Annotated in this window: 13 protein-coding genes; 5 read left to right on the forward strand and 8 right to left on the reverse strand. The window is 45.6% G+C overall.

Features of this window, described 5'->3' with window-relative positions:
* Window positions 1-407 precede the first annotated feature (407 nt).
* The 7 genes from infA to HQN60_RS09085 form a co-directional block, all read right to left on the reverse strand.
* On the reverse strand, window positions 408-671 hold the full coding sequence (gene infA, locus HQN60_RS09055; protein ID WP_027469097.1) for a translation initiation factor IF-1: 264 nt from the start codon (window positions 669-671) through the stop codon (window positions 408-410).
* A 274-nt stretch (window positions 672-945) separates the two neighbouring features.
* Window positions 946-1953, reverse strand: a complete 1008-nt coding sequence (locus HQN60_RS09060) for a LacI family DNA-binding transcriptional regulator (protein ID WP_173533340.1) — start codon at window positions 1951-1953, stop codon at window positions 946-948.
* Between the two features lie 58 nt (window positions 1954-2011).
* The gene (gene rbsB / locus HQN60_RS09065; protein WP_173533341.1) at window positions 2012-2944 is read right to left on the reverse strand and encodes a ribose ABC transporter substrate-binding protein RbsB; all 933 of its coding nucleotides are present in this window, start codon (window positions 2942-2944) and stop codon (window positions 2012-2014) included.
* 153 nt (window positions 2945-3097) lie between these two features.
* Window positions 3098-4036, reverse strand: coding sequence for an ABC transporter permease (locus HQN60_RS09070; RefSeq protein WP_173533342.1), 939 nt, complete (start codon window positions 4034-4036; stop codon window positions 3098-3100).
* Window positions 4033-5508, reverse strand: coding sequence for a sugar ABC transporter ATP-binding protein (locus tag HQN60_RS09075; RefSeq protein WP_173533343.1), 1476 nt, complete (start codon window positions 5506-5508; stop codon window positions 4033-4035). Before HQN60_RS09075 ends, HQN60_RS09070 begins: the two co-directional genes overlap by 4 nt.
* 8 nt (window positions 5509-5516) lie before the next feature.
* On the reverse strand, window positions 5517-5915 hold the full coding sequence (rbsD, locus tag HQN60_RS09080) for a D-ribose pyranase (protein ID WP_173533344.1): 399 nt from the start codon (window positions 5913-5915) through the stop codon (window positions 5517-5519).
* On the reverse strand, window positions 5912-6820 hold the full coding sequence (locus HQN60_RS09085; protein ID WP_173533345.1) for a ribokinase: 909 nt from the start codon (window positions 6818-6820) through the stop codon (window positions 5912-5914). Before HQN60_RS09085 ends, rbsD begins: the two co-directional genes overlap by 4 nt.
* 355 nt (window positions 6821-7175) lie before the next feature.
* Between HQN60_RS09085 and HQN60_RS09090 the strand changes: the two genes are divergently transcribed.
* Window positions 7176-8402, forward strand: coding sequence for a DUF1615 domain-containing protein (locus tag HQN60_RS09090; RefSeq protein WP_173533346.1), 1227 nt, complete (start codon window positions 7176-7178; stop codon window positions 8400-8402).
* Window positions 8403-8482: 80 nt separating this feature from the next.
* Here HQN60_RS09090 and HQN60_RS09095 read toward each other — a convergent pair whose 3' ends face one another.
* Window positions 8483-8782 (reverse strand): PEP-CTERM sorting domain-containing protein, encoded by a 300-nt coding sequence (locus HQN60_RS09095; RefSeq protein WP_173533347.1) that lies wholly within the window; start codon window positions 8780-8782, stop codon window positions 8483-8485.
* 525 nt (window positions 8783-9307) lie between these two features.
* Between HQN60_RS09095 and HQN60_RS09100 the strand changes: the two genes are divergently transcribed.
* From HQN60_RS09100 to epsE, 4 genes are read left to right on the forward strand one after another with little or no spacing between them, the layout of a single operon-like run.
* Window positions 9308-10483 (forward strand): outer membrane beta-barrel protein, encoded by a 1176-nt coding sequence (locus HQN60_RS09100; protein WP_173533348.1) that lies wholly within the window; start codon window positions 9308-9310, stop codon window positions 10481-10483.
* A gap of 28 nt (window positions 10484-10511) precedes the next feature.
* Window positions 10512-11984, forward strand: coding sequence for an undecaprenyl-phosphate glucose phosphotransferase (locus tag HQN60_RS09105; protein ID WP_254456605.1), 1473 nt, complete (start codon window positions 10512-10514; stop codon window positions 11982-11984).
* Between the two features lie 31 nt (window positions 11985-12015).
* Window positions 12016-12909: an EpsD family peptidyl-prolyl cis-trans isomerase gene (locus tag HQN60_RS09110; protein WP_173533349.1), complete on the forward strand. Its 894-nt coding sequence runs from the start codon at window positions 12016-12018 to the stop codon at window positions 12907-12909.
* Entirely contained in the window at window positions 12909-13700 is a 792-nt protein-coding gene (gene epsE, locus HQN60_RS09115; protein WP_173533350.1) for a polysaccharide export protein EpsE, read from the forward strand. The genes HQN60_RS09110 and epsE overlap by 1 nt, the downstream gene beginning before the upstream one ends.
* The last annotated feature ends 7 nt before the right edge of the window (window positions 13701-13707 follow it).

Genomic DNA, 13707 nt, shown 5'->3' on the forward strand with positions numbered 1-13707 from the left:
ACTAAAGTTGGATTGAAAAATTGCACAAATCATGGACATTAAGTCAAAGAAGGGCAAGGCATGAGTTCTCATTGTATTTAGCACTTGTCCATGGGTCGTTAACACGCACTTACGTTTCAAGCCGCGGTTTAGCGACTTAAGTGTTTTTTGGGGTTTGCTGATGTTTAGTTTGCCCGCCGCGTTTGCGTGGCAGGCGAACCAATCGTCAACAGACCCAAGATTAAGCCCGATTCTCTTTGGAGTAATCGGGCTTTTTTTATGCACAATGAGATTGTCTCGGTGGCGGTCATTATGATGATTTTTATCGCAGGCATAAAAAAACGAACCCATGGGTTCGTTTTTTTAATGACGTATTACCCTGCAGCACTTGTTTGATAAGTGCTGGAGCAATATACCTAGCCGATTAATTAACGACGGCGGAATTGGTTATTGCGCGCAGGAGCAGGGCGATCATCTTTATGGCGGAAGCTCACGCGGCCTTTGGTTAAATCATAAGGCGACATTTCAACCGTTACACGGTCACCCGCGATAATGCGGATGTGGTTTTTACGGATTTTGCCTGAGGCATAGGCCGTGATTTCGATACCATTTGTCAGGGTGACACGAAAGCGAGTGTCCGGGTAAACCTCGGCCACTACACCTTCCATTTCTACAACGTCTTCTTTTGACATTTACTTTTCCAGTTCTTGCACATAAGCAATTGAATACGGAGCCTGCCGCTGCAATACCTATCAAAGGTCGCTCTCGGCAGTCTCCCGCAATGCGGGAGTGTGATCTATGCGGGAATAGCCGAACTTGCGAACGATCAGATGCCGGACATAGGCTAATTTGTAGCAAATAAAGGCGTTAGCAACTTATTTGCCTGCGTGTTACGGCCAATCTACAGAAGGGCGGTTCACGAACAGCCCTACACTATACAGGTATTTTGCCTGCTGCAACAGCCAACTACACTTTTTGCCGCCAGTTGATATGAGCGGCGACCCAACTTGATTCCACCGTTTCGCCGGCGAGTAAAGCCAGTATACGTTGTAAACTTTGGGCTGCCAGTTGGGCGCTATCTTGCACCACGGTGTTGATTGGTAGTGGCATACAGTCTAGCAAACGGTGATCATCAAAGCTAAGTAAATGTTGCGGTGCACTGTTAAAGTGATTGTGTTCATTCATAAAAGCTAAAACGCCTTCAAGCAATGAAATCGAGGCGGTAAAAATCGCTTCAGGGTAGCGCCCTAAAAGGGTGTAACACTCACTCATCATGGCGTAACCACTTTGATTTTGATAATCACGCTGCCAAATGAGTGCCGGATTGAGTGCTAATTGCCGAGTTTGCCAAGCGCGTTGGTAGCCAGCGAGCCGGTCAATACTGGGAGAGAGCAGCATTTGCCCACCAAAATAGGCGATCTCAGTCACGCCTTGCGCGAGTGTATGCTCGATCAAAGTAAACACTTGCTCTTCGGCATTACTCACTACAAAAGGTAAATTACTATCGATTACGCGGCGATCGACCAACACCAGCGGCAGGCGCTTGGCCCATTTGGCGTAGAGCTTGGCATTGTTGGTGCACGGTACCAACATCAGCCCATCGACTTGGCGGGCTAATAATTGCTCAACCGCTTTGGTTTCCATATCCGCTTGATCGTTGCTGCTGACTACAAACAGTTGAAATCCTGCATCACGGCATAAGGGCTCGAGAGCTTGAGCGAGCAGCGCGTGCGCAAAGTTGGTGAGCTCTGGCACCACTAAACCCAAAGTGCCGCTGCGGCGTGAGCGCAATAAGCGTGCCGATGCCGAAGGCTGAAAATGATGCTCCGCGGCAACTTGTCGCACTCGTGCCACGGTACTGGCAGCGATGCGGTATTGTTCCGCTTGGCCATTGAGTACCATACTGGCCGTTGTTTTAGAAACACCGGCCAGTTGGGCAATATCCGCCATCGTCAGGCGTTGAAAAGCGGTCATGCTAATCCCATAAAAAAGCCGACACCTTGGTATCGGCTGATCTTGTTGCTGTGAAGCGTTATTGAGTCACTAATGCCAGTGGAACTGGAATCGATTTTTCAACAGCTTCGCCTTTACTTAATTTGATTGCGGTATCGACGCCCATTTTACCGATAAGTTCGGGTTTTTGTTGCACAGTCGCGCTCAATTGACCTGCCTTCACGGCTTTTACGGCATCGGGGGTGGCATCAAAACCAACGACGACAACATTTTTTAAGCCTGCCGCTTCAATTGCTTTAAATGCTCCTAAGGCCATTTCATCGTTATGAGCAAAAACGGCGGTCACGTTTTTATTGCCTTGCAAGATGTTTTCCATAACAGATAAGCCTTTGGCACGGTCAAAATCTGCAGTTTGTTTGGCAACGAGTTTGACATCGGCATGGCCATCTACCACCGAATGAAAGCCTTGGCCGCGTTCGCGCGCCGCTGATGAACCTGGAATGCCTTCCAGCTCAACTAAATTGCCTTTATTGCCGATTTTTTCCAGGATGTACTCGGCAGCCATTTTGCCGCCGGCTTTATTGTCTGAGGCAATATGTGCGCTAACGTCGGCACCGTTTACATTACGATCCAGAGAAATCACTTTAATACCGGCATTCATCGCTTCTTTAACGACACCGGCAACCGCATCTGAATCCGTTGGGTTAATCATAATGATTTGAACTTTTTTCTGAATCAAATCTTCGATATTCGAGATTTGTTTCGCCGAATCGTCTTGTGCATCCACCGTAATTAAAGTGACGCCTTGGGCTTTAGCTTCGGTATCTGCCCCATCACGTAGCGCAACAAAGAAGGGGTTGTTTTGGGTTGAAATCGCCAGGCCGATGGTGACCGCACCTGAGGCTGTCGTGGCAGGGGCACTTGCAGCTTGTGTATCCGGACCTTGTTTAGAACAAGCCATTAAACCTGCAGCCAATAAACCTACTAAAAGCGGGGAAAGAATGCGTTTCATGTTTGACTCCAATCAAATATAGAAAAACTACGGGGTATTGCTTCTTATGCACTGCTTGTTATTCGTTGTAGGGCGATACTGCTGTTATTTGTAGTGACCGATTACATTCATATGCAAGGCAATCGGTCTCGCTACTGCTTTGCTCTAGTGCGATTATTTTTTATTTGCGCGATCCAGTAAGACGGCGAGCAAAATCACCACGCCTTTGATCACTTGCTGGTAAAACGATGAAACGCCAAGCAAGTTCAAGCCGTTATTCAAAATCCCGATTAACAGCGCGCCGACTAAAGTGCCGAAGATCCAGCCACGACCGCCAGTTAAACTGGTTCCGCCCAAGACCACCGCCGCAATCGCATCCAATTCATAGCCAGTACCTGCGGTTGGTTGCGCTGAGCTGAGTCGAGAGGTCAAAATCATCCCGGCTGTTGCCGCCATTGCGCCAGATAAGGTGTAAACCCAGATCTTGATGCGATCAGTATTGATGCCAGAAAGCCGCGCCGCTTCTTCATTGCCACCGACGGCATAGACGTGACGACCAAATACGGTCTTTTTGAGGACAAACCAAAACACCGCAAACATCACCAACATGATAATCACCGGCACTGGAATCAAGCCGGCAACATAGCCACCGCCGAGCATGGCAAAGAAGTCGCTGTGTAAACCCGAAATTGGACGGCCATCAGAAAACACCAAAGAGAGACCACGCAAAATCGTCATCATGCCGAGAGTGGCAATAAACGGCGCAACCTTGCCTTTACTAATCACCAGTCCGTTGAGCATCCCCATACCGGCGCCGGCCAAAACCCCTACGCTGGTTGCGACCACCGGATCAATGCCATGACTGAGCATCAATGCGGTAAGGACCGATGACAACGCTAAAATCGAACCCACCGATAGATCAATGCCACCGAGTAAAATGACTAGCGTCATCCCAAAGGCGATCAAAGCATTGATAGAAACTTGGCGAAATACATTGAGTAAATTGCCAACTGTTAGAAAATCGGGGCTGGTAATGGCCAAGCCAGCGACTAAGACTAAGAGCGCCAAAAAAGGACCTAATTTTTGGAGCGTAGCTTTTTGTTGTACATTCATTTCAAACCTCCTGTTGCGGCAGTCATAATGGTTTCGGCGGATGCTTGGCTAAAAATGCCAGCCTGACGACCTTGGTGCATCACTAAAATTCGATCACTTAAGGCCAAGACTTCGGGTAGCTCAGACGAGACCATGACAATCGCAACGCCAGATTGGGCTAATTCATTAATAATTTGGTAAATCTCGGCTTTGCCACCGACGTCAACACCACGAGTGGGTTCATCAAGTAAGAGTACTTTTGGCGCAATTCCTAACCATTTGGCAAACACGACTTTTTGTTGATTGCCACCGGAAAGCGATTGCACTTCCAGCTCGGCGTCGCGAGTTCGTATATGCATACGGTCGATTTCTCGCTGTACCACTTGCATTTGCCGTGCATGATGGATGACGCCGTAGCTGGCATGGGCCGATAAATTGGCTAAGGTGGCATTTTCACGCACCGACATACCCAGTACTAAACCTTGGCTTTTGCGATCTTCGGTGACAAAGCCGATACCGGCAGCGATGGCGTCACTGGGCTGATTGCAAGTGAGTTCTTGGCCATCGAGCTCGATGCGACCGGCTAATTTTCGGTTAATCCCAAAAATGGTTTTAAGAATCTCACTGCGCCCAGCACCCATCAGGCCAGCAATACCGAGCACTTCTCCGGCCCGCACTTCAAAATTAATACCGCTAATGCTGGCGTCGGCTAAATCACTGACTTTAAGCCGGACTTCGCCGAGTTGGGCGTTGCGGACTGGAAAGCGATCGCCGATTTCACGACCGACCATCATGCGAACAATTTCATCAAAATTGGTTTTGACAATCTCGCGCTCGCCAACAAATTGCCCGTCGCGTAGCACTGAAATTTTGTCGCAGACTTTAAAAATCTCTTCCATTCGGTGTGAGACATAAACAATGCCCACGCCGCGTGATTTCAAATCGGCAATAATGGCAAATAGTTTTTCAGTTTCGCGCTCAGAAAGGGCCGCAGTGGGCTCATCCATAATCAGCGTTTGTGCATTGAGCGATAGCGCTTTGGCGATTTCGACCATTTGCTGCTGACCGATCGATAATTGCCCCGCTTCAATATCGGGATCGAGATTTTCAATGCCGAGCAATTGCAGATATTCCAGGCATTGTTCGCGCATTTTGATGCTATTGATCACGCCAAAGCGTTGTGGCTCGCGGCCTAAAAACATGTTCTCCATCACCGACAATTGCGGGATGAGATTGAGTTCTTGGTGAATAATCGCGATGCCGTACTGTTCTGCATCATTGGTGCTGTGGATTTTGACGGTTTTGCCATCCACTGCGATTTGACCTTGATCGGCTTGGTGTACGCCGCATAAGATTTTCATCAGGGTCGATTTGCCCGCGCCGTTCTCACCCATTAAGGCATGGACTTGACCGCGCTCGAGCGAGAACTCAACGTTTTCAAGCACTTTGACCGGGCCAAAGGCCTTGCTGATGCCACTCATTTTTATCAACATGCCGCCCCCTAAAAAATAACGCCGGAATACAGCACGATATTGGCGTAAGGGCTGGCTTCACCGGTACGAATAATGGCGCGTGCATGGTGGCTTAACTGTTTGAATTGTTCATGCGGTACAAAGTCAATTTTGACACCTTGTTGGCGCATGGATTCAGCTTGGTTGGCGACGGCAGGATTGAGGCTTTGGCATTCACTAGCGAGTACCGCACGTTCGACTTGAAAGTCGGCCAAAATGCTATCCAAAACGGTGAAATAAGCAGGGTTGCCGAGTTCGATCGATAAATCGATACATTCAACATGCGGTGGAATCGGTAAGCCACAATCGGCAATGACGATGCAATCGGTATGGCCCATACTGGCCAGCACCCGACTGATATCTCGGTTGAGATGACCATGTTTTTTCATACCAGCTCCTTGGCATCATTGGCGGCTAAAAAAGCCTGCAATTGCGCTAAAGTTGGCATGCCGCCTTGGGCACCGGCTTGAGTCACCGATAAAGCGCCTGCGGCACAGGCCATTTTACTGGCCTCGGCTAAGCCCAAATGCCAGAACGCAGCCAATGCGCCATTAAACGTATCCCCGGCACCCGTGGTATCAATTGCCGTCACTGTATAGCTGGCTTGCTGCTGAAGTTCACCTTGTGCATTGGTGTAATAAGCGCCGTCTTGACCGGCAGTCATTAACACTTTGCCTGGATGCGCCGCTAGGCTGGCTTGCCAATCGGCTTCAGGAAGACCTAATGCGGTAGCTAGCTCGTATTCATTGGGCGTGAGTAAGCTCACTTGTTCTAGCAATGCTGTGGATAACGGCATTGCTGGTGCTGGATTGAGAATAAAGGGTTTGTTGTGACGTGCGGCGAGCTGCGCCGCCATCTCGATGGTGTCCATCGGCGATTCAAGTTGGGCTAGCACGACATCGGCATTGATAAATGCCGCTTCAGCAGCGAGCAAGTCCGCAGGACTTAGATCGGCATTAGCGCCTGGAACAACAATAATGGCGTTGTCGCTACCGGCAAGAGTGATTGCGGCAATGCCTGTTGCTTGGTTTTTGCTTTGACTTAGCCATTCAGTATTGATGCCTTCATCGGCGAGTGCTGCGATGAGTTCTTGACCAAAAGCATCGTCACCGACGCGACCAATCATCGTCACTTGAGCCCCTAATCGCGCAGCAGCAACCGCTTGATTCGCGCCTTTACCGCCGTGATAGGTGGCAAAAGACTGTCCAAACAGCGTTTCGCCTAGGCGAGGAAACTGCGCGACATGAACGACTAAATCCATATTGATACTACCAACAACCAAAACCTGACTCATGATGCCTCCGCAACGATGCTAATCGGATTAGGTGATGAATTTCTCATCGATTTGGTATGCTAAACCGTAATCAGCAGCGCAAAATTGATTTATATCAAACTAATGTAGTGAAAATAAATACACTACATCCCTAGTGCGGTAAGCCTGTAGACCGCCAAAAAAAGGAGAGAAAATAATAAAAATGAGCCAAATTTGAGCAATGAAGGCGCAAAAAGAAATGAATATAAAAGCGAGCATTTTTGGGTGCTTCAGCGTGATGACCAGCTTCAATATGGGTAACCATTTGTATTTTTGCTTGCTGTTCTTAGATGGATTTTTTAAGCTGCGCGATTAAGAAAATAAAATGAGTTAGAACATGAATTTACGTAGTCTGGGGGCTTTAGCCATCAGCATGGCTTTGGCAGCCTGTGCGACACCTTCATCGCAGCAAACTGTGGCACCTTTGCCTGTCGCAACACCGACTCCGCTAACGACACCTACAGTTCGGCCAACCCCTACGCCGACGCCGATGCCGGCTGTCGTCGTTGAGCCGACATTGAGTCCTGCGCCGATTTCGACCGCCAAACCATTGACTGTGCAGGAGGCACGCGCACTGTTAAATCAATTGTTACCGGCCAAAATGCCCGAGCGAGCAGGGTGGTCGGCCGATATTTTGGATGCCTTTACGGCTTTAAAATTGCCGTATACCGCCGCCTATTTCTGCGCGGCCGCAGCAACCATTGAACAAGAATCAAGCTGGCAGGGCGATCCAACCGTACCGGGATTGCCAAAAATTGTGTGGCGTGCGATTGGCGATCGGGCAGCGAAATACCATATTCCGTTGATTGCAGTGCAAACGGCGTTGCTAAAAAAATCACCGACAGGACAGAGTTACAAAGCGCGAATTGATACGCTACGCACCGAGCGTGAAATGAATGCTTTATTTGAAGATTTGGCTGATGAAGCGGAAAATCTTAATTTGCCACTGAATATGAAAAATCCGATTCGTACCGGTGGCCCAATGCAAGTGAGCGTTGAATTTGCGCAAGGTCACGTTAAGGCATGGCCTTATCCTTATGCAATGAAAGGTAGCGTACGCAGTGAAGTGTTTACTCGCCGTGGAGGTACGTATTTCGGCCTAGCCATTTTGCTGCAATACCCAGCGCCCTATACCGATATGGTGTATCGCTTTGCGGACTATAACGCTGGACGATATGCCAGTCGTAATACCGCATTTCAACAGCTGGTTTCCAAACTCACCGGACAAGCCTTAGAACAAGACGGCGATTTGCTCCGGTATAGCAATGGTGCGCCAACAGGCACCAGCAGTACGCAAACAGCGCTTTATCGACTTGCCAAGCAATTAGCGATGAGTAATGAAGCGATTTTACGCGACCTGAAACTAGAAAAATTATCTGGGTTTGGGCAAACCGAGCTCTACAAAAAAACTTATGCTTTAGCAGAAAAAAATGGCCAGACTTTTCCGCGTGCGGCATTACCGCAAATCGATTTAAAAAGCCCCAAAATCACCCGAAAACTAACCACTGAATGGTTTGCTAAACGCGTTTTATGGCGTTACGAAACATGTATGGCACGCCGCTGATCGTCACTCAGGCAGTGTGATTGAATAGATTAAAAAAAAAGAAGGGATATCCCTTCTTTTTTTTCGTCTGAATTTTTTGGTTATTGATTACGTTTGCGGCGTGCAGCTAATAAAGCACATAGGCCAATGCCCATCAGCGCATAGGTTTCAGGCTCTGGTATCGCTGGAATTGGTGCTGAGTCGTTCTGTACAGCAAAAGCGGCGGGTGCTGCTCTTCGCTCGGGCGCCGCTGCAAAAGCTGGTGAATCGGTAAAAGAAATCAAACTATCCGACAAAGCATCCTGTGCCGACATTGTATTGTTGGTAAATAGCGACTCAATAGCCGCATAACCATTTTGCTGTTCACCCGGCAGGACGGAGATCGACGGTGAGTCAATCACCGCGTGGTGTTGAATTATTGATGCGTGCGAATTGAAGCAAACTAGGCAAAGTAAGGCTATAAAATTAAATTTCATTGAGTACGAGAATTCTATATTGATGATAGTCGTGCATTGATAGGTAAAAGCTATCGATTAAACGGTATCTGTTATAGGTCAATAGGTTAGCGAAAATTGCAAACCACTTTAGGTGCCGAGCACTGCGTGTTGATGCGACTGAAAACGATGAATTTAGCCTCAAAATCAGCCAGATTTATACAATTTAGGATTGTATTTATGTAATCAGCATGGCGCAAGTTGACGTTAATTTCAATGTTTAATGATGTGCTTGGTAAGTTTGCAACTGAGTATGAATAAGCTATGAGACATATTAGATAATAATAAATTACTAAACATCTGTTGTTGTATTTATTTCACAGTAATCAATGACAGTGGTATAGTTCGAAGTTCATTTGTAAATAAGTAATTAAATCTTAAAACTTTGTATTGATAATGTGTCCGGCACCCTATTTTTGGAATAAACAGGTAATGTTGAAAAAGAATTTGTTGCTATTGAGTGTACTGGCCATCGGTAATACACAAGCTGCTTATGATCCTGAAGATACGGTCAAATTATTTACAAATATTGCTTATGTTTATGACTCGAACGTGTTTCGCTTATCGGACACGCAGCAAAATAACTCAACACGTAAACACCAGCAAAAAGGTGACTCAAGTTTTACCGTTGGCGTCGGTGGGCGGGTTGATCTGCCGGTGAGTCGGCAAAATTTCTATGCAACGGCTGATTTTTCACAAGCACATTATTTGGTGTTTGATGAGCTAAATAACCCCGCTTGGGATGTGGGCTTGGGCTGGGATTGGGTCGTGGGCAATCAATGGAATGGCAATCTATCCGTGTCATCTAGCCGTCAATTATCCTCGTTTGACGACGTACGTGTGGCCGTAGTTGATACCGTTAACACCAATCGAGCTAATTGGAATGGCAGTTGGCGACTATTGAGCAATTGGGCTCTAGTGGCGAACGCATCGTATACCGAAGAAAACCATGATGTAAGAAAGTATGAAAATGCAAATGATCGTCAATTTGGCGGTGGCTTGCGGTATATCTCAGACCGAGGATTCGCGCTGACCTTGCTACACAACTGGTCTAAATACAATTATGCAGAGCCCTTGTTTTTTATCCCTGCTAATTTGCGAGGCTATTCAGATCAAAATACGAGTTTGGGTTTGAATTGGCCGGTATCTGATAAATTTAATGCCAATTTAACAGCAGGTTATAGCCAATGGAAATCACAATTTAATGGCACTAAAAATACAAAGCCAACCGCAAATATTGATTTAATGTGGGCTGTAACCGCAAAAACAACTTTAAAAACAGGCGCCGGACAAAAATTTGATTCATTTGGTAGCAATGTGATTGGTCGTGATTTGGAACGAACTGCATATTTATCTGCGAATTGGGCTTTTACCGATAAATCAAAACTGGGGGCGCGATATAACTATCGGCAGTTAGAAACAGAAACATCACTTGGTATTGTGACGCAAAATTCTACTTATGACACTTTTCGAGTGTCCTACGATTACCAAATGTTACGCAGCATGATGATTCAGTCTTATGTTCAATTTGAATTAAGAAATGAAAAGATTAACCAGTTTGATTATAACGACGAGCAAGTCGGCGTGTCGTTAAAATACAATTTCTGATTAATATGATTAATAGGATGTAACTACCTTGCATCAAGATGTTCCTGAAAAAATTCTATTAAAGCCGGTGACAGAGAGCGAGCAAGCATTCCAAGTGCCCAGCATGTTGGGTGATCGTTTTCGCGAGTTTAGCAATTCGTCTCCAGTGATTGGTTTTTTTAAGCTTTGCTTAGATCCATTTATGGTCGTGGCTACGCTGTATGCATTAGCTATTCCATTTGAGATTTCACTTGATGGGGTAGAGTTTTTATTCGGCGTTTTAGCATTTTTGCTGACGGCAATTTTGCTTGATGGCGTATTTTTATTTGTACCTGGTTATTCTCGTCCATGGTTAGGTTTAGGGCGTTTTACGCTGGAATGGGGATGCGTATTATTGAGTTTGTTTTTGATTGGTCAGGTTTCTGGGTTTAGTGCTTATATGTACCCGCCGTATTATCTAACGTGGGCAGTTGTGGCGCCGTTGGTTTTGATTTTTATCCATATTCTATTTAGGCAATTTGTTCTGCACCCAGCTCAAGATCATATCAAAAAAGTATTGATTATTGGTGCCAATAAGCCAGGCCAACTCTTAGCTAAGAATATTCAGCAACAATCATTTTTGAAAATGGAGTTTTTAGGGTTTTTTGAAGATAGAGAGGTTTCAAGGTTAGATGGTATTAAGTCGGAAGAGATTATTGGCGATTTGAACGATTTTTCTAAATATATTTGTGAAAATCCAGTTCACCAGATTTATATTACATTGCCAATGACTGCGCAGCCGCGAGTGATGGAGTTACTTGATCATTTGAAAGACAGTACCGCATCAATTTATTTTATTCCAGATTTGTTTGTTTTTGATTTGATTAATGCCAGATTTGATAATGTGGCTGGCTTGCCGGTGGTTGCTATTTGTGAAAGTCCATTCTTAGGTTTTAATGGTTTAGTAAAAAGAATTACAGATGTTGTATTGTCATTGATTATTTTAATGCTAATTTGGCCGGTGCTGCTGGCCGTAGCTGTTGCCGTTAAACTTACGTCTGCTGGACCTATCTTTTTTAAACAAAAGCGTTATGGTGAAGATGGGCAGAGTGTTTTGGTTTATAAATTTCGCTCTATGACGGTGATGGAAGATGGCGATCAAGTTGTTCAAGCGAAGAAAAATGATAGTCGGCTAACGCCAATTGGTGGCTTTATTCGCAAAACCTCATTGGATGAATTGCCGCAATTTATTAATGTATTACAAGGGAAAATGAGTATTGTAGGCCCAAGGCCACATGCGAATGCCCACAACGAACAATATCGAAAATTGATTAAAGGTTACATGATTCGTCATAAAGTGAAGCCGGGTATTACTGGATGGGCACAAGTCAATGGATTTCGTGGCGAGACGGATACGTTAGAGAAAATGCAAGGCAGAATTTTTTATGATTTAGATTATTTAAGAAACTGGTCGGTATGGCTGGATTTAAAAATTATTTGGCGAACTGCTACCGGAATGTTTCGAGATAAAAATGCTTTTTAATAATGTTAAATTACACTTTGAGGAATTAACAATGAAAAAATTAAGCCCTGTTGTGCTTGCACTTTCAACTGTATTTTTGCTCGCTGCATGTAATGATAAAGAAGAAAAAAAATCGCCGAGCCAAGTGCTCGCCAAAGTGAATGACGGAGAAATTACGGTTCACCAGTTAAATTTTGTATTAGGCCAAGTACCCAATGCCAGTGCAGAGCAAAAACAACAAATATTAGATCAATTGATTGATCAAGAATTATTGGTGAATAAAGCAACTGAGTTAAAGCTAGACCGTGAGCCAAATGTTGTTCAAGCGATTGAAGCCTCTAAACGCCAAATATTGGCGCAAGCCGCCGCCGAGCGTGTGATTGGTAAGCCTGCAGAGCCAAGTAAAGCTGCAATTGATGATTTTTATGCAAAAAATTCAGGTTTATTCGCAGATAGAAAAAACTATGAATTTGTAATGTTTTTGCTCGACAAGTCTAAGTTTGACGATGCAGTTATTGCGCAGCTAGATACTGCTGTCACGCCGATGCAAGTCAAAGCCATCCTCGATGGCGCAAAGATTGCATATGAAACCAATGAAGGCAGCCGCGCAGCAGAGCAATTACCAATGCAAATGCTACCTAAATTTGTGGCAATGAAGCAGGGCGATATTTTGTCGATGAATGAAGGCGACAAAATTATGCTGTTGCAATTAAAAGATAGCCAACCAGCACCTGTTACACCGGCTGAGGCTGAGCCATTAATTAAGCGTTATTTAAGCACTAATGACGCACAAGAAAACGCAAAAACTAAACTTAAAGCTTTACGAGCTGCGGCAAAAATTGAGTATTTACAAAAATTTGCTTCCGCTCCTGTGGCAGCGCCAACTACTGGCGCAGCCTCGGCAGTGGATGAAAGCCTGAAAGCTGGATTAAAAGGATTGAAATAATGATTAAGAAATTGGGCATGCTACTGTGTTTTAGCTTGCTAAGTCTGCTGACTGCCATTTCTTGGGCCCAACCGAAAGGTGACTATGTTTTGGGCTCAGGCGATGTGGTGAAAATCCAAGTGTATGACCACCCTGATTTAACCACAGAGGTTCAGCTCAATAATGAAGGGGCTTTGGCTTTTCCTTTAATTGGTGTGGTGAAACTCGAGGGCTTAGATTACACGCAAGCGGAAGCATTAATTGCGAAAAAATTAATTGAAGGTAATTTCATTAAAAAGCCAAATGTAAATGTTTTAATCGTGCAATACCGCAGCCAAAGGGTGGCGGTATTGGGTGAAGTGAATAAACCGGGCCGATATGCGCTCGATAGTGCCACCAATATCATTGATTTACTTGCGATCGCGGGGGGGATCAGCCCGAATGGTGGTGACAAGGTGGTGATCTTGCGCGGTGAGCAACGTATAGAGTATGAGCTAAGCAAACTAACGCAATTAGCCAATCCAGAAAAACGCCACATTCAAATTATGAATGGCGATACGGTGTATGTACCGAGAGCACAGCAATTTTATGTGTATGGCGAGGTTAATCGCCCCGGTGCTTTTCGTTTAGAGCCGAAAATGACCTTGATGCAAGCGCTCTCACTGGCTGGTGGATTTAATCAACGTGCGTCGCAGCGCAGCATGCAAATTCATCGTGCTACAGCAGAAGGACAAATAGAAAAACTTTCGGCAAAACTGACCGACTTCATTCGTGAAGGCGATACCGTTTATGTGCAAGAAAGCTGGTTTTAATCGCGCC

The organism is Deefgea piscis (assembly GCF_013284055.1).
In the GTDB taxonomy this organism is placed as follows: Bacteria; Pseudomonadota; Gammaproteobacteria; order Burkholderiales; family Chitinibacteraceae; genus Deefgea; species Deefgea piscis.

What these genes read in the sequence shown, in the direction of transcription:
- HQN60_RS09090 (WP_173533346.1), top strand. Translation starts at nt 7,176, where the DNA reads ATGAATTTACGTAGTCTGGGGGCTTTAGCCATCAGCATGGCTTTGGCA.
- rbsB (WP_173533341.1), bottom strand. Translation starts at nt 2,944, where the DNA reads ATGAAACGCATTCTTTCCCCGCTTTTAGTAGGTTTATTGGCTGCAGGT.
- HQN60_RS09100 (WP_173533348.1), top strand. Translation starts at nt 9,308, where the DNA reads ATGTTGAAAAAGAATTTGTTGCTATTGAGTGTACTGGCCATCGGTAAT.
- HQN60_RS09075 (WP_173533343.1), bottom strand. Translation starts at nt 5,508, where the DNA reads ATGTTGATAAAAATGAGTGGCATCAGCAAGGCCTTTGGCCCGGTCAAA.
- HQN60_RS09085 (WP_173533345.1), bottom strand. Translation starts at nt 6,820, where the DNA reads ATGAGTCAGGTTTTGGTTGTTGGTAGTATCAATATGGATTTAGTCGTT.
- HQN60_RS09070 (WP_173533342.1), bottom strand. Translation starts at nt 4,036, where the DNA reads ATGAATGTACAACAAAAAGCTACGCTCCAAAAATTAGGTCCTTTTTTG.
- HQN60_RS09110 (WP_173533349.1), top strand. Translation starts at nt 12,016, where the DNA reads ATGAAAAAATTAAGCCCTGTTGTGCTTGCACTTTCAACTGTATTTTTG.
- HQN60_RS09060 (WP_173533340.1), bottom strand. Translation starts at nt 1,953, where the DNA reads ATGACCGCTTTTCAACGCCTGACGATGGCGGATATTGCCCAACTGGCC.
- epsE (WP_173533350.1), top strand. Translation starts at nt 12,909, where the DNA reads ATGATTAAGAAATTGGGCATGCTACTGTGTTTTAGCTTGCTAAGTCTG.
- infA (WP_027469097.1), bottom strand. Translation starts at nt 671, where the DNA reads ATGTCAAAAGAAGACGTTGTAGAAATGGAAGGTGTAGTGGCCGAGGTT.
- rbsD (WP_173533344.1), bottom strand. Translation starts at nt 5,915, where the DNA reads ATGAAAAAACATGGTCATCTCAACCGAGATATCAGTCGGGTGCTGGCC.